The sequence below is a fragment of the Moraxella bovoculi 237 genome (genome assembly GCF_000696305.2).
Taxonomy (GTDB): Bacteria; Pseudomonadota; Gammaproteobacteria; order Pseudomonadales; family Moraxellaceae; genus Moraxella; species Moraxella bovoculi.
Genome location: NZ_AOMT01000025.1, coordinates 61,262 through 87,200, shown reverse-complemented (window position 1 = coordinate 87,200; position 25,939 = coordinate 61,262). Strand labels below are relative to the sequence as shown.

Genomic DNA, 25,939 nt, shown 5'->3' with positions numbered 1-25,939 from the left:
ATTTTAAAAAGGCAATCGTTGATTGATTGCCTTTTATAACAGCGTCTTATTTATATTAATTCAGATTGGACTTAATCAATCCTACCAAGTCCGACACATCGCCAGCAGTAGTATCAAAGCTACACATTAAGCGCACAGTACTTTCGGTATCCCAATTATAAAAGGCGTATTTTTGGCGGGCGGCATCAACTGCTTTCTTAGGTAATTTAACAAAGACACCATTAGACTGAACGTCATAAATCGGTTGAATACCCAGCGTGATAAGTTCATCCGCCAACTGCTTTGCCATCGCATTGGCTTGCCGTGCATTATTAAGATAAAGATTATCTGATAATAGCGCTATGAATTGAGCGGAGATAAAGCGCATTTTTGAAGCGGTTTGAAGTCCCACTTTACGCAAAAAACGCAGTGAGCTGGCAAGCTCTTTGTCAAAGACAATCAAACACTCACCCATCATCATGCCGTTCTTCGTACCGCCAAAGGACACCATATCCACACCGGTCTCAAGAATCATCTCTTTAAATGTGGCATTTAGATAAGCGGCAGCATTGGATAATCTTGCGCCATCGACAAATACCTTCATGCCATGCGCATGCGCAGTCTCACAAATCGCGCGAATCTCATCTATGCTATAACAAGTGCCGTATTCGGTGGTCTGACTGATATAGACAACGGATGGTTGAGCACGATGTTCGCTTCCGATATTATAAAGCTGAGAGAGGATCATATCGGGAATCAACTTGCCATCTTCGGTGGGCATCGCCAATAGTTTAAGCCCGCCTACAACCTGCGGCGCAGTGCTTTCGTCTTGATGAATGTGCGCCGACTCGGTACAAATTACCGCACCCCAACGAGTGCTTATTGCCTGCAGCCCAACCACATTCGCACCCGTGCCATTAAACATCGGATAAGCGTGAGCTGTATCGCCAAAATGCGCACGGATAATAGTCTGCAATTCTTCTGTAAATTCATCATAGCCATAAGCAGGAACATGCCCGCCATTTGCCAGGTTCAAAGCATCCATAATCTTAAGATGCACGCCTGAATAGTTATCTGAAGCGAAATTTTTAGCTGTTGGAGTCTGCATTTGTTTCCTCGGTTGGTTTTTTTGACTATTATACCTGGAATGGATTAAAGGGGAAAGGGTTTTGGATATCTCTTTAAGCTGTCGCGGTCATTTTGGTATTGCCAAGTCTGTGTTTGAATTTGGCAAATAAAACTGCTGCCATGAATGTGATTGCTTGCAAAAGCACAATCGTCGCCCCCGTTGCCGAATCCAGATGATAACTTAAAATCACGCCTAAAAAACTCGTCAAACACGAACTTACCACCGCCACAGCCAGCATGGTATGAAATCGCCTGCATAAGACAAATGCCGTGATACCAGGGGAGATGAGCATGGCCACCACCAAAATCACGCCAACCGCTTGCATGGCAACCACAATTGTCGCAGAGAGCAGGATAAGCAGTCCATAATGCAAAACTTTGGGCGACAGTCCTGCCACACGGGCATGACTTGGGTCAAAGCAGTACAAAAGCAAATCCTTACCCTTTAACAGCACCGCCCCCAAAATCGCCCCACAAATTATCATGGTCTGGATAAGCATTTCGCGGCTGATACCAAGCAGATTGCCAAACAAAATATGCTTTAAATGCTGATCGGTGTCCATTTTGGTAAACATGACAAGCCCCACTGCAAACATTCCTGCAAAGACAATGCCCATAAGCGTATCTTCCTTGATACGGGTGTTGTTTTTTAAAAAACCCACCGATACGGCACAAAACAGCCCTGCCACAAACGCCCCAAGCGACATCGGCACCCCAAGCCATACCGCCACAATCACCCCCGGGAACACCGCATGGCTAATCGCATCGCCCATCAAAGACCAACCCTTTAAAACCACATAACACGACAGCACCGCACACACCGCCCCAACAACGACCGATGACAATAGGGCGTGTTGCATAAAGGTGTGGGATAAGGGTTCGGTGAGAAAGTTAAGAAGTTGCATACTAAAATCTATGGTTGTCAAATTGGACGGATAAACGCTTTGCCTTTACCCATCGGGTGATTATCCCAAACTTCGGCGAAAACAAAAACGCCAGCACAAACAATGCTGTCTGCAAGGACACAATCACACCCCCTGTCGCTCCGTCTAGGTAGTAGCTTAGATAAACACCAAGCCCGCTTGTGGTTACGCCCAACAATCCTGCGATTAGGATAAGCGGACGAAATCTGTCGGTGAGCTGATATGCCGTTGCCCCTGGGGTGATGACCATCGCAATCACCAAAATCGCCCCCACCGTTTGCAGTGCCGACACCACGCACGCAGACAGCAGGCTAAAAAACAGCACTTGATACACTTTGGGCGACAACCCCACCGATTTGGCGTGAATTTCATCAAAAAACACCAAAAGCAAATCTTTCCAAAAAACGAGCAAAAAACCAAGGGACACCGCCATGACGATGCCCACTTGTATCATGTCGGTATCACTAATGCCCAAAATATTGCCAAAAATAATCTCTTGAACATTGACAGACGTGGGATTGATAGAGATGATAAACAGCCCCAACGCAAAAAACGTGGTGAAAATAAAGCCAATCACTGCATCTTCTTTTAGGTTTGTCAAAGATTTAACCCACAGAATCGCCAAAGACGCCAATATCCCCGAAAAAAACGCCCCAATCGCATAAGGTAAGCCGAGTGCGTACGCAATCGCCACGCCAGGGACGACCGCATGGGACAAGGCATCGCCAATAAGCGACCAACCCTTTAACATCAAATATGCCGATAAAAACGCACACACACCACCGACCACAGACGACAGCACCATCGCTTTTACCATATACTCATAAGCGAATGGTTCGGCAAGCAGTGCAAACAGCTCACTCATGGCATGTCCTTATTTGGGTTTAAATTTGGTGTGGGGCTGGGCGTTGTGGTGTCGGTTTTAGGGTTGTACAGTTGTACGTCGTCATCTTTTGCCCGTTTTTGATTCATATTGACCTGCCCCACACGGCTCGCCTGTGCGATCTTATCGCAGTGGCTACGCTCGGGCGTGCCGTCATGCACCCCATAAAACACCGCAGGCACTTCATCGTCCGCCAAAATCGTAACCGCACGACTGTCATCGTCATCGTGCAAGTCCTTGCCTGCCAAGCGAATTTGCCGTAACACTCCCCCAAACACCTTCTCCAAATTCTCTTGGGTAAAGGTGTCTTTGGTTGTACCACTTGCCAGCACGGTGCGATTTATCATCACCACTTGGTCGCAAAATTCTGGAATCGTCCCCAGATTGTGCGTGGAGATTAAAATCAAATGCCCTTCGCTTCGTAAATCGTCAAGCAGAGCCATAATCGCCTTTTCGGTTTTGACATCAACGCCTGTAAACGGCTCATCAAGCAGGATAATTTTGCCTTCTTGGGCAAGCGAGCGAGCCAAAAACACTCGTTTTTTTTGACCGCCTGACAGTTCGCTGATTTGCCTGTCTTTTAGATGAGAAATATCCACCCGAGCCATGGCGTCTGCTACCTTTTGGCGGTCGACTGCCTTGGGCAGTCGCAAAAAATTCATATAGCCATACCGCCCCATCATCACCACATCATAAACCGATACAGGAAATTGCCAGTCCACTTCTTCGGCTTGGGGAACGTATGCGACTAGGTTTTGTTTTAGGGCGGTGTTAATGGGCAAGCCACAGAGCAAAATCTGCCCTGATTGGGGTTTAATCAGTCCCATAATGGACTTAAACAGCGTGGATTTGCCAGAGCCGTTTACCCCCACCAAGGCACAAGTTGTCCCGCCTGTTAAGGTAAAATTCATGTCAAAAAGGGCGTGATGACCGTTGGCGTAACGCACGGACAACCCCTGAACGCTGATACTGGCGGTTAAATCGTGAATGTGTGTCATAATTGTGAAAAATTGATTTAAAAAAGATAGAAATTTTTGAAATTAGCACAATAAATCAATGGTGGATTTGTAGGGGAAAATTGCAATTTGCCCAACAAAACCCTTAGCATTTAGGCGTTGTATTCGCCCCTACCGCCTAATTTATAAACACTATATTCCCATATTTTTTAAATCAAAAATTTGGCAAGATACCGTATTTTATCTTGCCAAATCGCCTTGTCAATTATTTTTGAGCTTTTGCGTCTTCAAACCCTTTAACCACCGTACTTGCCGTTACATTAAGTAAGTCAAGATACGTTGGCACCGCCCCGTCTTTTTCGCTTAGGCTGTCCACATACAAGACACCGCCATAATACGCCCCTGCCTCTTTGGCGACTTGTTTGGCAGGTTTGTCCGAAACGGTGCTTTCGCTAAATACCACAGGGATTTTGTTGGCTTTAACCGTGTCAATCAGAGCCTTGACCTGCTGGGGCGTGCCTTGTTGCTCGGCGTTAATGTCCCACAGATAGGCTTCTTTTAGCCCATAATCTTTGGCAAGGTAGCTAAATGCCCCTTCTGAGGTAACCAGCCAACGCTCATTTTCAGGGATTTGGGCAAGTTTGGCACGAAGTGGCTCGTCCATGGCTTTAATTTTTTGGGCGTATTCCTCGGCATTTTTGATGTACACGTCTTTGTTTTTTGGGTCGTGTTTGATGAATGCGTTTTTGATATTTTCCACATAAATCAGGGCGTTAGACGTGGACATCCAAGCGTGCGGATTTGGCAAATCCTTATATGAGCCTGCCTTAATCGGTATGGGCGTGATACCGTCCGTTACCACCACCGCAGGGGTATCTTTGGCATCAGCATAGAATTTTTCAAACCAACGCTCCAAATTCATGCCGTTGTACAAAATCAAATCGGCTTCTTTGACCTTAGCAATGTCCTTTGGGGTCGGCTCATAGTCATGAATCTCCGCCCCTGCTTTGGTAATGGAATGAACGTCTGCTGCGTCCCCTGCGACATTTTGGGCAATGTCTTCAATAATGGTAAAGGTCGTTACCACCGTCATTTTGTCGGCTGAAGTCTGCGCAGATACCACTTCATCAGAAGGCTTATCACACGCCGTCAAAGCAGCGCAAAGCCCAAAGCACACTGCCAAAGTTTTAAAAATTTTCATAACCACATCCATTAAAATAAAATTCAAGAATACAATAACCAACAATGGTTTAATAATAGCAACTGAGCATAAGATTTAAAATATTAACCGAAAAACTCACTCAACTATAAAATGATAATGATACTCATTATAATAAACGCTGTCAAGTTACTTTATATTAATACATCATACCCATTGAATTATCATGGTTATAATGCGCATCATACAAAAAAGCACACCGATTGTAAATGATTGGCGGTCATTTAATACATAAAGATTGAGTACAATTTTTTAAATCAATGTCAGTTATCTTGGTGTTGGGCATAAATTTTGATATAATAAAATGTTTTTATTATTTTAGCCTGACTATTATTTAGGAAATTTTATGGTTGCAATTACCCTACCTGACGGCAGCGTCAGAGAGTTTGACGGTGAAACTACTGTCATGCAAATCGCTCAAAACATCGGTGCAGGGCTTGCCAAAGCCACCATCGCAGGGCGTGTTAATGGCAAATTAGTGGACGCAAGCGATCCGATCACGACGGACGCGACCGTACAAATCATCACCGCTAAAGATGCTGAAGGGGTTGAAATCATTCGCCACTCATGCGCTCACCTTCTAGGTCACGCTGTTAAGCAGTTATATCCTGAAGTAAAAATGGTCATCGGCCCTGTCATTGAAGATGGCTTTTATTATGACATCTACAGTGAGTGCCCTTTTACACCTGAAGACATGCAAGCCATCGAAGCACGCATGAAGACGCTCATCGACCAAGATTATGACGTCATCAAAAAAATAACCCCAAGAGATGAAGTCATCAAAACCTTCTCTGAACGCGATGAAACCTACAAGCTTCGCCTAGTAGAAGACATGCCCGATGAGACACACATGGGTCTGTACTATCATCAAGAATACATCGACATGTGCCGCGGCCCACACGTGCCAAACACTCGATTCCTAAAAGCATTCAAACTTACCAAGATGAGTGGCGCATATTGGCGCGGCGATGCCAAGAATGAACAATTACAGCGCATCTATGGCACCGCATGGGCGGACAAAAAAGAACTTAAAGCCTATATTGAACGCATCGAAGAAGCCGAAAAACGCGATCACCGTAAAATCGGTAAGCAGCTGGGTCTGTTCCATCTACAAGAACAAGCACCTGGCATGGTGTTCTGGCACCCGAACGGCTGGACCATTTGGCAAGTGCTTGAGCAGTACATGCGTAAAGTTCAACAAGACCACGGCTACCTTGAGATCAAAACCCCACAAGTCGTGGACAGAAGCCTATGGGAGAAGTCTGGCCACTGGGAAAACTATGCAGAAAACATGTTCACCACTGCATCAGAGAACCGTGATTACGCCATCAAGCCGATGAACTGCCCATGTCACGTACAGGTATTTAATCAAGGTTTGAAATCTTATCGTGATCTACCTCTACGCCTTGCCGAGTTTGGCTCATGCCACCGCAATGAACCATCTGGTGCATTGCATGGCATCATGCGTGTGCGCGGCTTCACCCAAGACGATGCGCACATCTTCTGTACCAATGCCCAAATTCGCACCGAAGCTCTTGATTTCATCAAGATGACTTTGAACGTCTATAAGGACTTCGGCTTTGACAATATCCTAATGAAACTCTCCACTCGTCCAGAGAAACGCGTCGGTTCTGATGAGCTTTGGGATCTGGCAGAAAAAGACCTTGGTGATGCGCTAGACGCTGCAGGACTTGAATGGGAATTACAAGAAGGCGAAGGCGCTTTCTATGGCCCAAAAATCGAATTCACCCTAAAAGACTGCCTAAATCGCGAATGGCAATGTGGCACGCTACAGCTTGACTTTAATTTGCCTGAACGCCTAGATGCCGAGTTCATCAATGAACAAGGTGAGCGTGAACGCCCTGTCATGCTGCACCGCGCTATCCTAGGTTCGTTCGAGCGTTTCATTGGTATCTTGATAGAGCATTATGCAGGTTGGTTCCCAGCATGGCTTGCACCTACTCAGGCAGTCGTGATGAACATCACCGACAAGCAAGCCAAAGCCTGTGAGAGCGTCGTAGATGAGCTTAAAGCGGCAGGATTCCGTGCGGTAAGCGACCTTCGTAACGAGAAAATCGGCTTTAAGATTCGTGAACGCACTCTAGAACGCATTCCATTCATGCTGGTGCTTGGCGGCAAAGAAGTTGAAACTGGCACGGTTAATGTGCGTACCCGCGAAGGCGAGAACCTAGGTAGCATGAGCGTGACAGACTTCATCAAACACCTTGAAGGCGTGATTGCCTTAAGAGGCAGAGTTGAAGCTAAGGCTGAGTAATCTAAAAACCCATTCAAGAAACCGAATGGGTTTTATTAATACACCCCTTGAAATCCACACACTTTTTAAGTAGAATACAAAATTATCTTTTATTTGGAGTATGACCCATTAAACCGTCCAACCGCTTAAATGTGAATGAAGAGATTCGCGCTAAAGAAGTCCGTCTGGTCAAAGAAGACGGCGAACAACTTGGAGTAGTTAGTTTGGCAGATGCCTTACAAGCTGCCGGTGACGCTAATCTTGATTTGGTAGAAATCGTTGCTGATGCCAAGCCGCCTGTTTGCAAAATCATGGACTACAAGCGCTACTTGTACGACCAAAAACAAAAAGCAAAAGAAGCCAAAAAGAACCAAAAACAGACGCAAGTTAAAGAAATCAAACTTCGCCCTGGCACAGAAGAAGCTGACTATCAAGTTAAACTTCGCAAAATCTTTGAGTTCTTGGAAGACAAGGATAAAGTTAAAGTTTCTATCCGTTTCCGCGGACGTGAGATGGCTCACCAAGAGATCGGTAAAGCACAGCTTGAGCGCATCATTCAAGACACTGAAGAGATTGCAAGTGTTGAACAAGCACCAAAGGTTGAAGGTCGTCAAATGGGCATGTTACTAGGCCCAGCCAAGAAAAAATAATTTATCTAAAGTAGCTCATCAGCATGAGCTACTTTTTTATTTAATGAGCAAGGATTATCATGAAAAATTATCTTTTATTGGTGGCTTTGGCTGCCGCCACATCATCGCAAGCAGCTGATTAGACGCCTGTCTTTGAACATTTACAAGTGGGCAAAAACGACAATGATAATGACAGAACATGGGCGATAAGACAAAGCATCTTTGAAGACACCCCCAAACCCAATCCTCTAACCAAAGAAGCCAGACAAGGCACCTATACTTCTATTCCAAAGCCCTATCGAAAAGACATGATGCCTGCGAAGTTCATCAAGGGTAAAGAAGACGAGAGGCCGATATTAAAAGGCATCATTCCGTTAAAGAATGCCACCTTATACGGCTATCCCCTAAAAAACCTTAACTATGATCTATACTGCTACGAATGTGACGGTACCTCTTTTTATGCTACGTTTGCGCCCATGACCCTCTCTCAGCACAACTCTCTAGTTAAGAAGGTCAAGTTTAGATATGAAGGGGATATCTGCGGCGATCCAAGTCACATAGCACGATTTAAAAGAGTTGGCAAAACCACCATACTTATTGTTGATGATGGCTGTTAAGCAAGCCCTAAAGCAATTTTTGGAAAATTAACGCATCAATTTTTTGGTGCGTTTTTTTGTCCTGATAGTAGCTGGCTCTTGTGTCAATTTGATGAAAATCGAATTTTTTATATAACGCAATCGCTGCAAGATTATCCGCTCGTACCTCAAGCAAAATTCTCTCTGCTTGTTTTTCGATACAATGACGGGCAAGATGATTTAAAATTAAACTTCCAATGCCGTTTTTTTGACAATGCTTAGCTGTAGCAATGCGTAAGATCTCCGCGACTTCAAATACCGCCTGATAGATACAATAGCCTAGAACCTCTTGATCAGATTCGACCACAATCACTCCAGCACCAAACCCAGATAACACCGAAGAAATCGCCAGCACATCCCAAGCATCATTGAATAATTCGGACTCTAGACGCGCCAGTTTCTCCAAATAATATTTAGCAACCAAACTGCCTTCTATTAACGAAACATTCATAAAATTTCACCCAAAAATCATCAACAAATGTGATATGATAACCTAGATTGAACGATAGTTTATATAATTTTGAAGAGAATATAGAGAATACTTATGTCAAAGAAAAAAACACCAACGTGGAACGACCCCAACGCCACCGATGAAGCCAATAAATACCAAAACCCCATTCCCTCACGCCTGCTTATCCTACAAACTGTCGCCCAAATGAACAATGACAGCAAACCTGCCACAGCGGAGAGTTTGGGACTGCATTTTGAGATTTTGGGCGATGATGAGCGATTTTTTGCCCTAACCAACCGCCTAAAAGCCATGCTAAGAGACAACCAATTAGAACGCACAGACGGCATTCATTTTAGCATTGCCCCCCTGCCGACCACCGTAACAGGCAAGGTGTCGGCAAATGCCAAGGGCTTTGGCTTTGTCGTGCTTGACGATATGTCCGACCTATTTATTCACGAAAAGCAAATGCGAGTGGTCTTTGATGGTGATACGGTAGAAGCGGTCGCCACCGAGTTTCGTGGCAAGCCCGAAGCCCGTATTCAAACCGTGCTACACCGTGCCAGCACTGAGTTTGTGGGCGTGATTGACAGCGATGATGAGGGCTATTTTGTGCGTCTGTCAGGGGCGAATGCTCATCAGCCTATTACCCTAAGCGATGATGACGTGGCTCATCATGGGGCGGGCGTGGGCGATAGCGTCAAAGTCGCCATCATTGATATGCCAACTTATCAAGAATACGCCACTGGTAAAATCACAGAGATTTTAACCAATCTTAATGACCGTGAACTCATCATTGAAACCACCCTTTTAAATCACGGCATCCCCCATGAATTCAGCCAAGCCGTCCTTAAACAGGTCAATAAGTACAGCGAACCGACCGAAGTAGACTTTAAAGGGCGTGTGGATTTACGCTCATTGCCGTTAATTACGATTGACGGAGAGGATTCTCGAGATTTCGATGATGCGGTATATGCTTGTAAACGCACAGGGGGGAATTATCGATTGGTGGTTGCAATCGCTGATGTCAGTCACTATGTCACGCCCCATAGCCCGCTTGACTTAGAAGCTTATGAGCGTGGCACGAGTGTCTATTTTCCACACCGTGTCATACCCATGTTGCCAGAGGCGTTATCCAACGAACTATGCTCCCTTAACCCAAAAGTAAATCGGCTCTGTATGGTGGCGGATATTAAGCTGTCTCGTTTGGGCAAGGTTACAGGCTATGAGTTCTACCCTGCGGTCATGCACTCACAGGCTCGCCTGACTTATAACCAAGTAAACGCCTATCTTGACGACCCTACGAATGAAACTCTGCCTGATGATTTGGTTAAAAATCCTGACGTGTACAAATCGGTAGATACCTTGTATCAGCTTTATCAAATTCTTGACAAAAGACGTGAAGAGCGTGCGGCAATGGCATTTGAGACGGCGGAGAGTTACATCGTCTTTGGCGAAGATGGCGACATCAAAGACATCAAAAAACGCACTCGAGGTGATGCTCACAAACTCATTGAAGAGATGATGCTACTTGCCAATACTTGTGCTGCCAATTTTTCTCTCAAACATGAACTGCCTGTCTTATATCGCAATCATGACAAGCCATCAGATGAAAAGTCAAGCAAACTGGCTGAATATGTCAAATCGTTTGGTTTATCCTTCCCAACCGAGAACCCAACCCATACTGACTATCAACGCATCATCAAGGCAACTGAAGGAAGAGCAGACACCCAAAGTATTCACTCAATGCTGCTGCGTTCAATGATGCAGGCAAATTACAGCCCTGATAATATCGGTCATTTTGGCTTGGCATATGACGAATACAGTCATTTCACAAGTCCAATCCGCCGTTATCCTGATTTGATGCTGCACCGCGCCATCAAAGATAAGATTACTGATCAAAAAAGTGTGCAGCAAGTTTATAAGAATTTGGAAGAAGCAGGCGAGCAAACTTCCACCACAGAGCGTCGTGCTGAAGAGGCAAGCCGACATGTTGAGACTTGGCTTAAATGTCATTACATGCAAAGGCATCTAGGCGAAAAGTTCGCAGGGACAATCACCACCGTAACAAATTTTGGATTGTTCATCACACTCAATGATTTGTTCATTGATGGTTTGATTCACATATCTAACCTTGGTCAAGAATATTTTGAATACGATGAGCGAGAGCAAGCGTTGATGGGTGAGCGTGGCAGCATCTTTAAACTGGGCGAACAGCTTTTGATTCAAGTCGCTGGCGTGAATATGGATTTATTACAGGTAGATTTTGCATTGGTAGAAAAATTGGACGAAACACCTAACAAGACTAAGGGTAAGAGGAGTAAATAACCGCAAGTAAATCAAGCATTTGTAACCAAGGTCAATCTTTATGCGTTATGGCGAACCGCCATATCCAATTTTTTGCTTCACAGTCTTTATTAAATCATATTCATCAATAAGTTATTTACAGGGTTTCATCTCAATCAAATCACGCACAATATTCAAAATTTTTAACCAATCGCTTAATTTATGATCACAGCACTCAAACTCACCTTCATCTTAAACCTTGCCCTACTTGGGGCAAGCCTGTCTGCCTGTGCCAAACCCAGTACTGATTACACCGCACAGCGACACACCGTTCATGAAAAGTCTTATGAATTGCAAGAACTTGATTTGTCAAAAGTCGGACCTGCCAAACAAATCGCCCTTGACGATATGGGCTGGCTCATGCTCATCAATGACAAAGGTGAGCTGTGGCAAATACCACACTCTGACAAGCCCACCAAACTCGCTACCAGCGTGTCATCAAGCGTTACTCCGGTGGCAAGTTTTGGCAAAGTGGCTTTTGCTGATAAAGATGGTTATTTTACCCTAATCCAACATGGGCAAGTTTATCGTTCAGCCATTCGCCCATCCCCCCATTCTGCCATGCTCATGCTCCCATTTGCCACCATTGTGGTACAAACCAACGATGATGGCTCGTCAAGCTTGGTTCGTCTTGAAGTTTTAGATGGTGGCGTAAAGGCAGTTGCTCGTTTTGATTCCATTTTGCCAGATGCTCGCCCCATACAGGTCGATTTTTCAGGTGATGATAACGGACATATCGCCGTACTTTCCCACCCTGACAACACGACTTATCAGCATGGGGTGCTGGGCGATGACATGGAAGCAAGTCAGGTACAATTTTTAGAGCGACACAGTTTAAAACCACTTGCTAAGCCTTTATCCATTGAGGGGTTAGTATTCGAAGCGAACACCTTGGAGGTTTTACCCCATGATAAAGGAAATCACTTAGTAACAACCATGTCAGGTCGCGGTCATGGGGCAAGCACAATCATCATTGATAATATAGATGATGAGCTAAAAATCATTGCCCAAAGCACGCCTTTGCCAAACAATCGCTGGCAATCACCTTTCGTGTTTGAGAACAAACTTTATGCCATACAAATGCCGCACTTGGTGGGACGACTGGTGGAGTACATACAAGCTGGTAATAAACTGCATGAAAAAGTATTGGCCGAGAGTCATTCTAATCATGCCATTGGTAGTTTCGACACTAATTTGGTCGCAGGTCGCCACGGCTTTGCCACAATTCCCAATAAGAACCATCGACAAGTAAGCGTGCTGACCACTGAAAGTGAAATTACGCCTTTGCCCAACAAGTTACCAGCACCGATAATTAAAGCCCTATCCAATGGCAAAAAAATCCATTTACTGCTTAGCAATGGTATGATTTGGACATTAGGTCATCAACATGACCTTTAAACCGATAAAAAGAGCGAATCATCTCGCTCTTTTTTATGACAACTACCGATCCAAATACGCCTGTGCTTCTGCCAAATCAAGCGTCCCTTCATAGATGGCACGCCCTGTAATCGCCCCCAAAAGATATTCACTATAAGGTTTTAGCTGCTCAACATCGCTCATGTTGGTAACGCCGCCTGATGCAATGACAGGCAGTCCACACGCTTTGGCAATATTAACCGTCTCATCGATGTTCACACCCGCCATCATGCCATCTTTGGCGATGTCGGTATAAACAATGGACGACACACCCGCATCAGCAAAACGCTTGGCAAGGTCGGTGGCACGAGTGTCAGTAACATTCGCCCAACCATGCGTCGCCACAAAGCCGTTACTTGCATCAATGCCCACAATGATGGCATCTGGAAATTCCTTACACGCCTCATCGACAAAACCAGGTTCCTCCAAAGCCTTAGTGCCGATGATGATGTAGTTTAGCCCTGCTGACAAATAATGCTCGATTGTTGATAAACTGCGCACCCCACCACCCAGCTGAATGGGCAAATCTGGATAAGCTTTGGCGATTGCTGTTACCACGTCTTTATGAACAGGTACACCATCAAACGCTCCATTCAAATCCACCAAGTGCAGACGTCTAGCACCCTGCTCCACCCACTGAGTCGCCATCGCCACAGGGTCATCGCTAAATACCGTATCATCCTCCATGCGTCCTTGTTTTAGACGTACACATTTGCCATCTTTTAGGTCGATGGCAGGAATAATCAACATTGACATAACATACCTTTTAATATAAATTAACAATAAATCATTTCAAGAGTTACTCAAGGATTTTAACAAATTCCCCACAAAATTTGGCAACATTTTTAAAAAAATATCAAATCATTTCTCAGTCATTCAAAAAGACAATTAAAATCATTCACTTAACCTTATTTTTATTAGCTAATTTGCCGAAAAGTCTGTAATTTTTTGTCAATTTAGCGTATAATAGAAAGGTTTATTGCACGCTTAGCAGATTTGGTAAAATAACAGCAACATAGTTGTGATATGCCAAGCGGCGTTTGTATAAATTCCTTTGGACAAAAGCAACTTACCAGTTGGCGATGCCACGCCAGTAAGTTTTGGATGTTTCTTGGAAAATTGGTAGCCAGCCGTTCAGGTAGCCACGTTTTAACTTAGGGTTGCCCGCGCTGGTGTGTTTTGGTCTTAATTTAAGTATCCGCTTATGATTACCATCAAAAAAGGCTTGGACTTGCCCATCTCGGGCGAACCCGCCAACGAGATTAGCGAACACACGCCAACTCACGTTGCGCTTATCGGCTATGACTATATCGGTATGCGTCCAACCATGAGTGTAAAGGAAGGCGATACCGTCGCCAAAGGGCAAGTGTTGTTTGAAGACAAAAAACGCGCGGGTGTTAAATATACTGCCCCTGTGAGCGGTCGCATCGTTTCTGTGAATCGTGGCGAACGCCGTGTGTTTGAAAGCATCGTCATCGCTGCTAACCCTAGCGCAGCAGATGAAGTTACCTTTAATGCCTATGCAGCTGCAGACCTTGCGTCTATTGATCGTGAAGCAGTGAAAGAACAATTGGTGGCTTCAGGTGAATGGACAGCATTCCGCACCCGTCCTTTTAGTCGCACGCCAGAAATCAACAGCGTGCCTTCAGCGATTTTTGTAACCGCTACGGACACCAACCCTCTAGCCACCGATCCTGCGCGCATCATTAATGACAGCATCGATGCATTCAATGATGGCTTGGCAGTTATCTCAACGCTGTCGCCAAAGACTTATGTCTGCCATGGCGAAACAGCACCTGCCAGAGCAACGAACGTCGCTAACGACACCGTTTATGAAGGCTTTACAGGTAAGCACCCAGCAGGTAACGCTGGCACGCACATTCACTTTTTGCACCCACTAGGACGCGGCGCAAGTGTATGGACAATCGGCTATCAAGACGTGATCGCCATCGGTAAGCTATTCACTACTGGTCGCATCTACACCGACCGCGTGATTAGCCTTGCAGGTCCTGCGGTTAATAACCCGCGTCTTATCCGCACCACTCGCGGTGCTGATTTGGCAGAATTGACCGCCAACGAGCTTAAAGGTAATGACAATCGCATCATTTCTGGGTCGGTGTTGTCAGGTCGTAAAGCAGATGAAAAAATTGCTTATTTGGGTCGCTTTCACAACCAAGTTTCAGTGCTTGCCGAAGGTCGTGAACGCCCTGCCCTGCACTTCTTTACCCTGGGTGCAAATCGCTTCTCCATGCTACCAATCTACATCTCGCAGTTCTTCGGTGGCAAAAAATATGACTTTACCACATCTACCAATGGCTCACCTCGTGCGATGGTACCAATCGGTTCATTCGAAAAAGTCATGCCACAAGACTACCTGCCAACTCAGCTACTTCGCTCACTCATCGTAGGCGACATCATCGAAGCAGTAGAGCTTGGTGCGCTTGAGCTTGATGAAGAAGATTTGGCGTTATGCACCTTTGTGTCACCTGGTAAATACGAATTTGGTGATATTTTGCGTGATAACTTGACCCGTATTGAGCAGGAAGGCTAAACGATGAAATTTATTCACAATATCTTTGACCGTATGGAGCCATCCTTCACAAAAGGTGGTAAGTACGAAAAATATTACGCCGTCTTTGAGATGTTTGACACGTTTTTCCGTCAACCGAGCTCTCAGACGTACAGCGCCTCTCACGTGCGTGATGGTATCGACCTAAAGCGTATCATGATTACCGTATGGCTATGTACTTTCCCTGTGATGTTTTGGGGTATGTACAACGTCGGTTTTCAAGCGCTAACTGCCATTAGCCAACTTGGTCTTGAACCAACAGGCTGGCGCACAGCCATCACCGGCATGGTAGGCTATGATCCTAATAGCATCTGGGCGTGCTTCGTCTATGGCGCGATGCAATTCCTACCCATCTACGCGGTAACTTTTGCAGTAGGTATCCTATGGGAAATCATCTTTGCTGTCGTGCGTGGACACGAAGTGAACGAAGGCTTCTTCGTCACTTCTGTGTTATTTGCCCTATCACTACCACCAGACGTACCACTGTGGCAAGTTGCCCTAGGTATTAGCTTTGGTGTGGTTGTTGCCAAAGAAGTATTTGGCGGTACCGGTAAGAACTTCCTTAACCCTGCCCTTGCTGGTCGTGCGTTCCTATATTTCGCTTACCCTGCTTATATGTCTGGCGATGCGGTCTGGACAGCGGTGGACGGATTTAGTGGCGCAACACCATTAGGTCTAGCAGCAGCTGGCGTAAGCCCTGATCAGTTCGTGAACGCCTATGGTCAAGTGATCACTTGGACAGATGCATTCTTGGGTAACATGCAAGGCTCTATCGGTGAAGTATCAACCCTTGCCATCTTGATTGGCGCGGTAGGCCTACTATGGACGAAGATCGCTTCATGGCGTGTGATCGCAGGTTCTGTGATTGGTCTTGTGGTGACTGCATTCATCTTCAACCTAATCGGCGGCGAAAACCCAATGATGAGCCTTGCGCCACATTGGCACCTAGTTATTGGTGGCTTCATGTTCGGTGCGGTATTTATGGCAACTGACCCTGTATCAGCAGCACATACCAATACAGGTCGCTGGTGCTATGGTCTATTGATCGGCTTTATGACTGTGGTTATCCGTGTGGTAAACCCTGCTTTCCCAGAGGGCATCATGCTGGCCATCTTATTCGCCAACTTGTTCGCCCCACTATTTGACTACTTCGTCAAACAAGCCAATATCAAACGTCAAACAGCACGGAGATTGCGTCATGTCAGCCAAAAATAGTAATGTTAGCACCGCAGTCACAGCACTGATTTTGTGCTTGGTCTGCTCGGTGATGGTTTCTGCGGTTGCTGTTGGGTTAAAATCAAAGCAACAAGAAAATGCCCGTCTTGATTTGAACAAAAATATCTTGATGGCAGCAGATATGTATGACCCTGAAACAGATTCTTCTAGTGTCATTCCAGAGCGTTTTGCCGACTTTGATGTCCGCTTAGTGAACTTACAAACTGGTAAATTTGCCACTGATCAAGAAATTTCAGCCGCCGGCATCAATGATGTGGATGGCTATGATGCGTCAAAAGCAGCACGCACGCCTTATTTATCCACCTCATTAGCGGATGACATCGCCAAAATTGGTGGTAAGCCTAACTTTGCGAAAGTATATTTGGCAAAAGACGCCAATGGTGAGATCGATCAAATCGTTCTACCCATTCACGGCGCTGGCTTGTGGGGTCCGATTTTTGGTCTTTTGACCTTGGATAAAGATTTAAACACTGTCAAAGGCGTGAATTTTTATCAACACAAAGAAACTCCGGGTCTAGGTTCGCGCATTGAAGAGCCTCAGTGGCAAGAGACCTGGGTGGATAAAGAGCTATATAACGAAGATGGTTCTAGAAAAATCGCCGTTGTCAAAGCAGGTACAGCGCGTGAAGGTCAAGTTGATGGTATTAGTGGTGCAACTTTGACCATTCGCGGTGTGAACAATCTACTACAGTACTGGATTGGTGAAGATGGTTATAAGCCATTTTTGGATAATCTAAAAGCTGGTCAAGCAGGCAATGGTGAAGGAGTGTAATCATGGCTGATACCAAAAGCATTTTAACGACGCCAATTTTTGACAATAACCCAATTGCACTACAGATTTTGGGTATTTGCTCGGCACTTGCGGTCACCACAAGCGTTGCAAACGCTTTGGTTATGTGTATCGCACTAACCTTAGTTACGGCATTTTCAAGCTTTTTTATCTCGATCATCCGTAATAAAATTCCCTCATCCATTCGTATTATTGTACAGATGGTTATTATTGCTTCATTGGTCATCGTGGTTGATCAGATTTTGCAAGCTTTCGCTTATGAAATCAGCCGTTCGTTATCGGTATTCGTCGGTCTGATCATCACTAACTGTATCGTTATGGGCCGAGCTGAAGCATTTGCCATGAGTAATCCGCCTGTACCTAGCTTTTTAGATGGTATTGGTAATGGCTTGGGCTACTCAGCAGTATTGATTTTCGTTGCGACGATCCGTGAAATCATCGGTAATGGCAGCTGGTTTGGTATTACTTTACTTGAAAAAGTAACCGAGGGCGGCTGGTATATCCCTAACGGTCTTTTGCTATTACCGCCTTCTTCATTCTTTGTCATTGCAGGCTTTATTGCATTGGTTCGCCTTTGGAAAAAAGATCAGCACGAGCCAGCAGAATTTGTGATGAAGCCACAATCTAAAGGCATGGGAGGTCACTAATGGAACACTATATCAGCCTATTTATTACATCTGTCTTTATTGAGAATATGGCACTTGCCTTCTTCTTGGGCATGTGTACGTTTTTGGCAGTTTCCAAGAAGGTCTCAACTGCCATCGGTCTAGGTATCGCTGTTATCGTGGTAATGGCAATCTGTGTACCGCTAAACAACCTACTTTACCAATTCCTTCTTAAAGATGGCGCGCTTGCGTGGGCAGGTTTCCCGAATACCGATCTGTCATTCCTAGGTCTGCTCAGCTATATCGCTCTGATTGCAGCGACAGTACAGATTCTGGAGATGTTCTTAGATAAATTTGTACCTGCTCTATATAACGCTCTGGGTGTATTCCTTCCGTTGATCACCGTAAACTGTGCCATCATGGGTGGTGTACTGTTCATGGTAGAGCGTGATTATAACTTCGCTGAATCTGTCGTGTATGGCGTAGGTTCTGGCTTGGGTTGGGCGTTGGCGATTGCTGCATTAGCAGGTATTCGCGAAAAACTTAAATACTCAGACGTCCCTGCCCCACTTCGTGGTCTTGGCATTACCTTTGTTACTGTCGGACTGATGTCGCTTGGCTTCATGTCGTTTGGCGGTATGAGTTTATAAGGAGAGAACATGTTTGGTACAGCATTAGGCGGTGTCGCCATGTTTACCGCCATTATCATGAGCTTGGTGGTGGTGATTTTGATAGCACGCTCGCGCCTTGTCAGTTCAGGCAAGGTAACGATCAATATCAATGACAATCCTGACAACAACGTCACCACAGCTGCAGGTGGCAAACTACTACAAACCCTAGCTGGCGAAGGCATCTTCCTATCATCAGCTTGTGGTGGCGGTGGTACTTGTGGTCAGTGTCGTTGTAAAGTACTTGACGGTGGTGGTTCAATCCTACCTACCGAAGAAGGTCATTTTACTCAAGGTGAAATCCGTGAAGGCATGCGTTTGGCATGTCAGGTTGCGGTAAAACAAGACATGCAGATCGAGATCGATCCTGAATTCTTCGATGTCAAAAAATGGGAATGTGAGGTTATCTCTAACGAAAACGTAGCAACGTTCATTAAAGAGCTTACCTTGAAGATTCCTGAGGGTGAAGTTGTACCGTTCCGTGCAGGTGGTTATGTGCAGTTAGAAGCGCCACCACATGAAGTACACTATAAAGACTTTGACATCGCCAAAGAATATCATGAAGATTGGGATAACTTTAACCTATGGCGTTATACCTCTAAGGTTGATGAGCCCGTGATTCGTGCTTATTCGATGGCCAACTACCCAGAAGAAAAGGGTATCATCAAGTTTAACATTCGTATCGCAAGTCCTCCGCCACGTGGCCCAGAAGGTATCCCACCAGGCCAGATGTCATCTTATGTATTTAGCCTAAAACCAGGTGACAAGATTACCGTATCAGGTCCTTATGGTGAATTCTTCGCCAAAGACACCAAGGCTGAGATGGTGTTCATCGGTGGTGGTGCAGGTATGGCACCGATGCGTTCACACATCTTTGATCAATTAAAACGCCTAAAATCAGATCGCAAAATCAGCTTCTGGTATGGTGCGCGTTCTAAGCGTGAGATGTTCTACGTTGAAGATTATGACGGTCTGGCAGCAGAATTCGACAACTTCGAATGGCATGTTGCCCTGTCTGACCCACAGCCTGAAGATAACTGGGAAGGTTACACCGGATTCATTCATAACGTGCTTTATGAAGAGTATCTAAAAGACCACCCAGCACCAGAAGACTGTGAATTCTATATGTGTGGTCCTCCGGTGATGAATGCTGCGGTTATCAAGATGCTCAAAGATTTGGGCGTGGAAGATGAAAACATCTTACTTGATGACTTCGGTGGCTAATCCCAACCAACAAAAAATCCACTCCATGCGAGTGGATTTTTTGCTTTATAAACAATCCCGCCTTGTCTTTTTTGATATTTTGTTATGATATTGCTTGAATTTTATCACCAATCATAAGGATTATCATGACCCATAGAGACGAAACCCTAGCCATTCACGCAGGCTCTAGCCTAGACCCCACCACCAAAGCGGTCGCCGCACCCATCTATCAGACCACCTCATACGCCTTTGACGACACCCAATGGTGCTGATCTGTTCGACCTAAAAGTACAGGGCAACATCTACACCCGCATCATGAACCCAACCACGGTCGTATTATAGGCGCGTCTTGCTGCATTAGAAGGCGGCATCGGATCTCTAGCCGTCGCATCAGGCATGAAAGCGATCACTTACACCATTCAGGCATTGGCTGAATCAAGTGACAACATCGCATCAGTCTCTACACGCTATGGCGGCACCTACAATCTATTCGCCCATACCCTACCCAAGCAAGGCATCGACGTAAGATTTTTTGATAGCGACAATCCTAAGAGCCTATACGATCAAATCGATGACAAAACCAAGCTTGTGTTCATTGAAAGCATTGGTAACCCACTGGGTAACATCATCGACCTAGAAGCAATCAGCGACATCGCTCACGAATACGGTGTACCTGTCTTCGGGAAAATACTGTCGCCACGCCTGCGCTAGTAAAGCCATTTAAACATGGTGCTGACATCGTTGTGCATTCTTTAACCAAATACATCGGCGGTCATGGCACAAGCCTAGGCGGCATCATCGTTGATAGTGGCAAATTTCCGTGGGGCGATAACGCTGAGTGCTTCAAATCTCTAAACACCCCTGACCCAAGCTATCATGGCGCAAACTATGTAGAAGCGCTTGGTGCGGCAGCCCTCATTGGGCGTGCGCGCGTCGTACCACTCGTAACACAGGCGGCGCAATCAGCCCTATGAACGCATTCTTAATCCTGCAAGGACTAGAAACACTATCGCTACGCACGGAGCGCCACACCGGAAACGCCCAATAAATCGCAGAATATCTATAAAACCATCCAAAGGTAAACTGGGTGAAATACGCAGGTCTAAGCATGCACCCACAACATAACCTCGCCAAAAAACACCTAAAAGGCAAGCCATCGGCCATTCTATCTTTTGGTGTGCAAGATGGTCGTGCTGGCGGTACCCGCTTTATCGACGCTCTGCAATTGTTCACGCGTTTGGTTAATATTGGCGACGCCAAGAGCTTAGCGTGCCACCCTGCCTCCACCACGCACCGTCAGCTAAGCGAAGAGGAGCTTGCCAAAGCCGGCGTTAGTGAAGACATGGTTCGACTGTCGATTATTATTGAGCACATTGACGACTTGATTGCTGACTTAGAACAGGCGCTGGATAAAGTCTAAAACAAACAAAACCACGTCTTAGGACGTGGTTTTTTTATTATTAATTAATACAAATGATTACTTAGCTTGCTCTAGCATATAATCAACTGCTGCATATACTTCTGCTTCTGTGACAGCTCCTACTGCCTGTGCAGGCATCTTATTAAAGCCCTTAGCAGAATGCTCGTGCAACTTATCAACGCCTTTTTCTAGGCGTTTTGCCCATTCTGCTTTATCGCTAAGCTTCGGCGCATCAAGCAGCCCTTGATCATGGCAAACCTTACAGGTTTGCTCGTAGCGCTCCTTACCTTGCTCGATAGATAGCGCCTCAACAGGCGCAGCAGCTGTCTCAGTAGGCGCCTCAGCCACAGGCTCTGGTGCTTGCGCTAACTCTGCTTCTTTGGCAGGTTCCTTGACCGGCTCTTGGATGACTTCTGCTTTATTTTCCGCAGGTACCTCTGCTGTAGCAGCAGGTGCGGTTTCTACTTTGGTAGGCTCTGGTGCTTTTTCAGGAGCTTTATCACCACCGCAGGCGCTTAGTGCGAAGATTAAGGCGGTTACAAGAGAGATTTTTTTAGCTGGGTATTGCATGTTGCCTCGCTAATTATTAGTTATAAGTTTATTGATAATATACCTAATTTTTCTATGGTTTTACAGTTAAATTTTCATATTGTTGCGATGGACTGCTTTTATTTAACTGATTTGTGCACAGATATCAGCCACACCAATACACATATTGCCACATACACCGCCTGCACCACCAAGCCTTGTACGCTCGGATAAGTCCCCAAAAGCGCCACGCTAGGCACATCCACGACGTCTCTGGACAAATGTCCAGTCAGTTGCAGTGCCAAAATACTCACACCCAAAATCTTAAATCCTAAGGCATAGATAAGCCACTTTAAGATTTTAAATAATAACGGAATGGGCAATTTAACGGACGTTTTTGCCATGATAACCGCCACCGCAAAAAGTACGCCCAATGCCACCGCTATCCCCAGCACAAACTCACTCATGGCAATGCTTGGCAAAATCCCTGTATAAAACAGCACCGTCTCCGCCCCCTCCCGAAACACCGACAAAAACGCCAAGCCAAACAGCCCTGCCATGCTTCCTGTGGATAATGCCACGCCCATGTGTTTGTTAATGTAGGCATTCCACGCCTTGGCGGACGATTTAGAATGTAGCCACGCCCCCACGCCCCCATAAGGCTCGCCACCAGCCCCACACCGCCCCTGTCATGACCCATTTTTTGCCTTTGGGTTGTCCTACCACCGTCAAGTAAACCTTGTTTTAATAACTCTACTCCATACGCCAAATCCACTTTGTCATTTTTAACTTCGGTCAATTCATCGCCTTGATTATAACTGTCAATTGTCGCCTTTAACATTGCCATATTATCCGTCATCATGGCGATATTGGGCGGATTATTTTCTATCCCCACTCGTATCATTGCCATGGCGGTTTCTATTTTGCCATAATGAGCCATGCTGGTATTTCTCACCACCCTTTCATTGGCGACCCATGTTTTATTAAAGGGGTAATAAACCGATTTGACTTTATCAATATCGCCACCCTTGCCCATTTCTTGAATGGCGCTATCCAACTCATTTAATACAGGCGTGATATTTTTGGCAAATTGACGGCGTTTGACGCTATAATCCAGGGGGTTTTGCTCTTTTTCATAAGCATAGAGTTTTATGGATAGTTATTTTAGGGTGTCATTATTGGGATTGGTTTTGGCGTGATTTAAGGCGGTGATTGTTTCTTGATATAATATGCTTTGGCGGTTGGTGTCTTTGCCGATATTTGCCAATTCTTTTTCTATAACAATCAAATCATCTTTGGCTTGTTAGGTATTGTTTTGTTTTACCGCTCCCATGGCATCCGATCATGGAATAAATAAAGGGGAGAAATTTAATTTTTCATTATTAACATTGGTATAAGAGATTAGGGGGGACAAATAAAGAAAAGCAGAAAAATGGATAATGGTTGATAAATTTTCATTGTTTTGCCTTTTTTAATAACATTCAAATGGTTTATCGGATTTTAAAGATAAGGGCAAATAAATTACCCTAATCTTTTTTGGCATTGTTAATTGACTATACTTTTAGGTAGATTTGTAGGGGTAAATTACATTTACCCTGTTAAAGCGTTGATTTCTGGGCGAATAAATTGCCCCTACACGTCCAAACTTTAGGATACATCTTGATTGAATAATACCTATTTTTCAATAAATTTAACCCCCAAACAACCTTTGCCCCAAATACTCACCTGCCTTACCCCACCAAAACACGCAAACAATCCGCTGCCGATATGCGTGGTGTATTCGGTCATTTTGTCGGTATTGCCAAACGCATTTTGAATCACGCTAAACTGCATGGGCGATTTTTGAAAAGAGATAAAAAGTAGCCCTGCATTAAACTGCCCTGTCTTGACATCAATACCGCTACTGTACGAAAACGAACGTCTAAGCATTTGTAGCCCCGTGCGTTTGGCAAGCCCCATGTGAGTCGGCTCGGCAATGACAAAATTACCCCTATCGTCTTTTTCATTAACATCAAACTCATCAAACTCACCCGTTTTGCCAATGCTCGCCCCTGTGTCTCGGTGTCTGCCAAAGGTGTTCTCTTGCCCGACTAGGCTCGTTCTGTCCCACGTCTCCAAGTGCATTTGGATAATCCGTGCCACAAGATACGTCCCACCGTCAAACCATGCAGTCTTGTCCGAGCCTTTTGCCCACAGCCATTTTTCGGTATCGTCCAACGTGGTTTTGTTGGCGGTGCCGTCCTTAAAGCCAAACAGATTGCGTGGGGTATCCGCCCCATTATCAAAGCTGTTGTAGCCTGACTGCGACCATTTCATCGTAATGAGCGAACGAGCTTGGCGGACAAGCTGACGCACGGCATGAAAGGCGACCTGCGGGTCCTCGCTACACGCCTGTATGCAAATATCGCCCCCTGACAACTCAGGGCGGATCTAGTCTTGGGGGAATTTGGGCAAGTCGCTAAATTCTGGCGGTGCCTTGTCCGACAAACCCAATTTCTCCAAAAATGACGGACTTATCCCAAACGTCAAAGTCAGCCCATACGCCCCCAAGCTGTCCGCTTCGCCTGTGTCGGCAGGCGGTAAGTGGGGATTTTTGTCATAGGGTTTGATGTTTTTGCCTTGGGTCAATTTGGCAGAATACTCCGTCCAATCCTTAAACATTTGGCGAATCTCATCAACATTGGTGTTGTGTAACTCCGCCACCAAAAAATACACATGGTGCTGAACGGGCGTGGTAATGCCTGCTTGGTGCGTGCCATAAAAATCATAAGTCATCTCAGCAAATGGATTGGGCGGTGTTTGGCTGTCAGGATTGCCCTTAGCGGTGGGGGCAGTGATTTGGTTTTGGGCGTTGTTGCAAGCGGTCAATGCCCCTGCCCCAATCAAGGCAGTCGCTCCCATTTTTCCCAAGAAAGCTCGGCGGTTGGTCATGATTGCTCCTTTTGTCATTTGTATCCAAGAAACTTTAAAATTACCACAAATGTAATAATGTTTGGGTGTAGGGGCGTGCTGTGCACTCCTATAAAAATTGGTATGTTATCGAAGCAGTCCCTACAAAGCCTGTGGCAAATATCAAATTCGTTAGGTGTATAAAAATACAAAAAGCACCCATGTCTTATCGGTGCTTTTTGTGGCTTGTGGATTATTCCATGACAATGCCCATTTGCCCAAGTGGTTCGCCAAGTTTGTTCACTGCTTCGGCAAGCTCTTTGGTGTTCTCATCAGTTAAGTCGGTATAAGGCTTATAATCCTTGTCGTCCACTTTGTATTTATCCAACAAATCATTCACCGCTTTAAACCGCTCCTCTAAGGTCTTAACCAGTTCAGGATTTTTGGCGGTAAGTTTGGGTTTTAAAATTTCAAAAATCTTTTCTGCCCCTTCAACGTTTGCCTTAAAGTCATAAAGGTCGGTTTTTGAAAAAATCTCCTCCTCGCCTGTGATTTTGGTGGTGGAAACTTCATTCAACAAATCCACCGACCCTTGAATCATAAGCTCGGGCGTAACTTCGGCGGTGGGAATTTTAGCTCTTAGCTCTTTGATGTCAGCGATGAGCTGGTCGGCAAGCTCTTCGGTACCTTGGGTGGTGTTTTGTGTCCATAGGATTTTTTCAATGGCGTGAAAGCCCGTCCATTTTTCGCCTTGCTCAAGGTCGGCTTCACGGTTATCAATGCGTGGGTCTAAGTCGCCAAAACTCTCGACAATCGGCTCACTGCGTTCAAAATACATACGAGCCAAGGGATAAATCGCTTTGGCTTCGTCCAATTTACCTTCTTTTAAAAAGCCGACAAATTTTTCGGTATCGGCAAGCAGATTGTCAATTTGCCCTTCTACCCATTGTTTGTATTCGGCGGTTTCGGCAGATAAGTCCACTTGGGCGGACTCGGCAGTTTGTTCGGTTTTGGCAGGCTCAGCAGGTTGCTCGGCTTTAGTGTCGGTCGTTTGGGCGGGTTGATCAGCTTTTGGTTCGGCAGGCTTTTGGCAGGCGGTTAGGGCAAGGGTCAACGCTAAAGACAGAACAGACAGGCGGATTGATGCTTTCATAAAATCTCCCATAAAAAATAGATAATATTAATAACAATTCTTATTTAAATTATACGCCCAAA

The 25,939-nt window shown here is 45.4% G+C and carries 21 protein-coding genes and 2 pseudogenes; 12 read left to right on the top strand and 11 right to left on the bottom strand.

The features are described 5' to 3' along the window. Positions 1 to 55: 55 nt before the first annotated feature. The 5 genes from MBO_RS06805 to MBO_RS06785 form a co-directional block, all read right to left on the bottom strand. Positions 56 to 1,087, bottom strand: a complete 1,032-nt coding sequence (locus MBO_RS06805; protein WP_036365993.1) for a threonine aldolase family protein — start codon at positions 1,085 to 1,087, stop codon at positions 56 to 58. A 73-nt stretch (positions 1,088 to 1,160) separates the two neighbouring features. Next, complete coding sequence (locus MBO_RS06800) at positions 1,161 to 2,012, bottom strand: metal ABC transporter permease (RefSeq protein ID WP_036365990.1); 852 nt, start codon at positions 2,010 to 2,012, stop codon at positions 1,161 to 1,163. 1 nt (position 2,013) lies between these two features. Further along, entirely contained in the window at positions 2,014 to 2,895 is an 882-nt protein-coding gene (locus tag MBO_RS06795; RefSeq protein WP_275540221.1) for a metal ABC transporter permease, read from the bottom strand. Further along, positions 2,892 to 3,911, bottom strand: coding sequence for an ATP-binding cassette domain-containing protein (locus MBO_RS06790; RefSeq protein WP_080702217.1), 1,020 nt, complete (start codon positions 3,909 to 3,911; stop codon positions 2,892 to 2,894). Before MBO_RS06790 ends, MBO_RS06795 begins: the two co-directional genes overlap by 4 nt. 223 nt (positions 3,912 to 4,134) lie before the next feature. Then, the gene (locus tag MBO_RS06785; RefSeq protein ID WP_080702216.1) at positions 4,135 to 5,070 is read right to left on the bottom strand and encodes a metal ABC transporter substrate-binding protein; all 936 of its coding nucleotides are present in this window, start codon (positions 5,068 to 5,070) and stop codon (positions 4,135 to 4,137) included. Positions 5,071 to 5,434: 364 nt separating this feature from the next. Between MBO_RS06785 and thrS the strand changes: the two genes are divergently transcribed. The 3 genes from thrS to MBO_RS06770 all read left to right on the top strand — a co-directional run bounded on the left by thrS (position 5,435) and on the right by MBO_RS06770 (position 8,588). After that, complete coding sequence (thrS, locus tag MBO_RS06780; protein ID WP_036365986.1) at positions 5,435 to 7,363, top strand: threonine--tRNA ligase; 1,929 nt, start codon at positions 5,435 to 5,437, stop codon at positions 7,361 to 7,363. Positions 7,364 to 7,494: 131 nt separating this feature from the next. Next, positions 7,495 to 7,992, top strand: a complete 498-nt coding sequence (gene infC / locus MBO_RS06775) for a translation initiation factor IF-3 (RefSeq protein ID WP_046697846.1) — start codon at positions 7,495 to 7,497, stop codon at positions 7,990 to 7,992. A gap of 146 nt (positions 7,993 to 8,138) precedes the next feature. Further along, a complete protein-coding gene (locus tag MBO_RS06770) occupies positions 8,139 to 8,588 on the top strand; it encodes a hypothetical protein (RefSeq protein ID WP_036365981.1) in 450 nt (149 codons plus the stop codon). A gap of 7 nt (positions 8,589 to 8,595) precedes the next feature. Here the strand turns inward: MBO_RS06770 and rimI are convergent, their stop codons facing one another. Beyond that, the gene (gene rimI, locus MBO_RS06765; RefSeq protein ID WP_036365976.1) at positions 8,596 to 9,057 is read right to left on the bottom strand and encodes a ribosomal protein S18-alanine N-acetyltransferase; all 462 of its coding nucleotides are present in this window, start codon (positions 9,055 to 9,057) and stop codon (positions 8,596 to 8,598) included. Between the two features lie 93 nt (positions 9,058 to 9,150). On the opposite strand from rimI, the gene rnr reads away from it, so the two are divergent. After that, entirely contained in the window at positions 9,151 to 11,382 is a 2,232-nt protein-coding gene (gene rnr / locus MBO_RS06760; RefSeq protein WP_036365973.1) for a ribonuclease R, read from the top strand. A 180-nt stretch (positions 11,383 to 11,562) separates the two neighbouring features. Next, positions 11,563 to 12,798, top strand: a complete 1,236-nt coding sequence (locus tag MBO_RS06755; protein ID WP_052585352.1) for a hypothetical protein — start codon at positions 11,563 to 11,565, stop codon at positions 12,796 to 12,798. A 42-nt stretch (positions 12,799 to 12,840) separates the two neighbouring features. On the opposite strand, the gene hisA is transcribed toward MBO_RS06755, so the two are convergent. Next, positions 12,841 to 13,566: a 1-(5-phosphoribosyl)-5-[(5-phosphoribosylamino)methylideneamino]imidazole-4-carboxamide isomerase gene (hisA, locus tag MBO_RS06750; RefSeq protein ID WP_036366017.1), complete on the bottom strand. Its 726-nt coding sequence runs from the start codon at positions 13,564 to 13,566 to the stop codon at positions 12,841 to 12,843. Positions 13,567 to 14,020: 454 nt separating this feature from the next. Here hisA and MBO_RS06745 point away from each other — a divergent pair, with 454 nt between their 5' ends. From MBO_RS06745 to MBO_RS06715, 7 genes and pseudogenes are all read left to right on the top strand, one after another. Next, positions 14,021 to 15,367, top strand: a complete 1,347-nt coding sequence (locus MBO_RS06745) for a Na(+)-translocating NADH-quinone reductase subunit A (RefSeq protein ID WP_036365970.1) — start codon at positions 14,021 to 14,023, stop codon at positions 15,365 to 15,367. A 3-nt stretch (positions 15,368 to 15,370) separates the two neighbouring features. Next, the gene (locus tag MBO_RS06740) at positions 15,371 to 16,600 is read left to right on the top strand and encodes an NADH:ubiquinone reductase (Na(+)-transporting) subunit B (protein WP_036365967.1); all 1,230 of its coding nucleotides are present in this window, start codon (positions 15,371 to 15,373) and stop codon (positions 16,598 to 16,600) included. Continuing rightward, positions 16,584 to 17,393 (top strand): Na(+)-translocating NADH-quinone reductase subunit C, encoded by an 810-nt coding sequence (locus tag MBO_RS06735; protein WP_036365963.1) that lies wholly within the window; start codon positions 16,584 to 16,586, stop codon positions 17,391 to 17,393. Before MBO_RS06740 ends, MBO_RS06735 begins: the two co-directional genes overlap by 17 nt. A gap of 2 nt (positions 17,394 to 17,395) precedes the next feature. Beyond that, a complete protein-coding gene (locus MBO_RS06730) occupies positions 17,396 to 18,058 on the top strand; it encodes an NADH:ubiquinone reductase (Na(+)-transporting) subunit D (RefSeq protein ID WP_036365960.1) in 663 nt (220 codons plus the stop codon). Next, on the top strand, positions 18,058 to 18,666 hold the full coding sequence (gene nqrE, locus MBO_RS06725; RefSeq protein ID WP_036365958.1) for an NADH:ubiquinone reductase (Na(+)-transporting) subunit E: 609 nt from the start codon (positions 18,058 to 18,060) through the stop codon (positions 18,664 to 18,666). Before MBO_RS06730 ends, nqrE begins: the two co-directional genes overlap by 1 nt. Positions 18,667 to 18,675: 9 nt before the next feature. Then, positions 18,676 to 19,908, top strand: coding sequence for an NADH:ubiquinone reductase (Na(+)-transporting) subunit F (nqrF, locus tag MBO_RS06720; RefSeq protein WP_036365955.1), 1,233 nt, complete (start codon positions 18,676 to 18,678; stop codon positions 19,906 to 19,908). Positions 19,909 to 20,033: 125 nt separating this feature from the next. Continuing rightward, positions 20,034 to 21,307 (top strand): annotated as a pseudogene (locus MBO_RS06715) (O-acetylhomoserine aminocarboxypropyltransferase/cysteine synthase family protein). A gap of 57 nt (positions 21,308 to 21,364) precedes the next feature. On the opposite strand, the gene MBO_RS06710 reads toward MBO_RS06715, so the two are convergent. The 4 genes and pseudogenes from MBO_RS06710 to efeO all read right to left on the bottom strand — a co-directional run bounded on the left by MBO_RS06710 (position 21,365) and on the right by efeO (position 25,877). Beyond that, positions 21,365 to 21,877 carry a c-type cytochrome gene (locus MBO_RS06710; RefSeq protein WP_036365952.1) on the bottom strand — a complete coding sequence of 171 codons (513 nt, stop codon included), beginning with the start codon at positions 21,875 to 21,877 and terminating at the stop codon, positions 21,365 to 21,367. 98 nt (positions 21,878 to 21,975) lie between these two features. Beyond that, a complete protein-coding gene (locus MBO_RS06705; RefSeq protein WP_080702215.1) occupies positions 21,976 to 22,485 on the bottom strand; it encodes an FTR1 family protein in 510 nt (169 codons plus the stop codon). Between the two features lie 1,024 nt (positions 22,486 to 23,509). Further along, positions 23,510 to 24,610, bottom strand: a pseudogene (locus MBO_RS06700) (Dyp-type peroxidase). Between the two features lie 367 nt (positions 24,611 to 24,977). After that, a complete protein-coding gene (gene efeO, locus MBO_RS06695) occupies positions 24,978 to 25,877 on the bottom strand; it encodes an iron uptake system protein EfeO (protein ID WP_036365944.1) in 900 nt (299 codons plus the stop codon). Between the last annotated feature and the right edge of the window lie 62 nt (positions 25,878 to 25,939).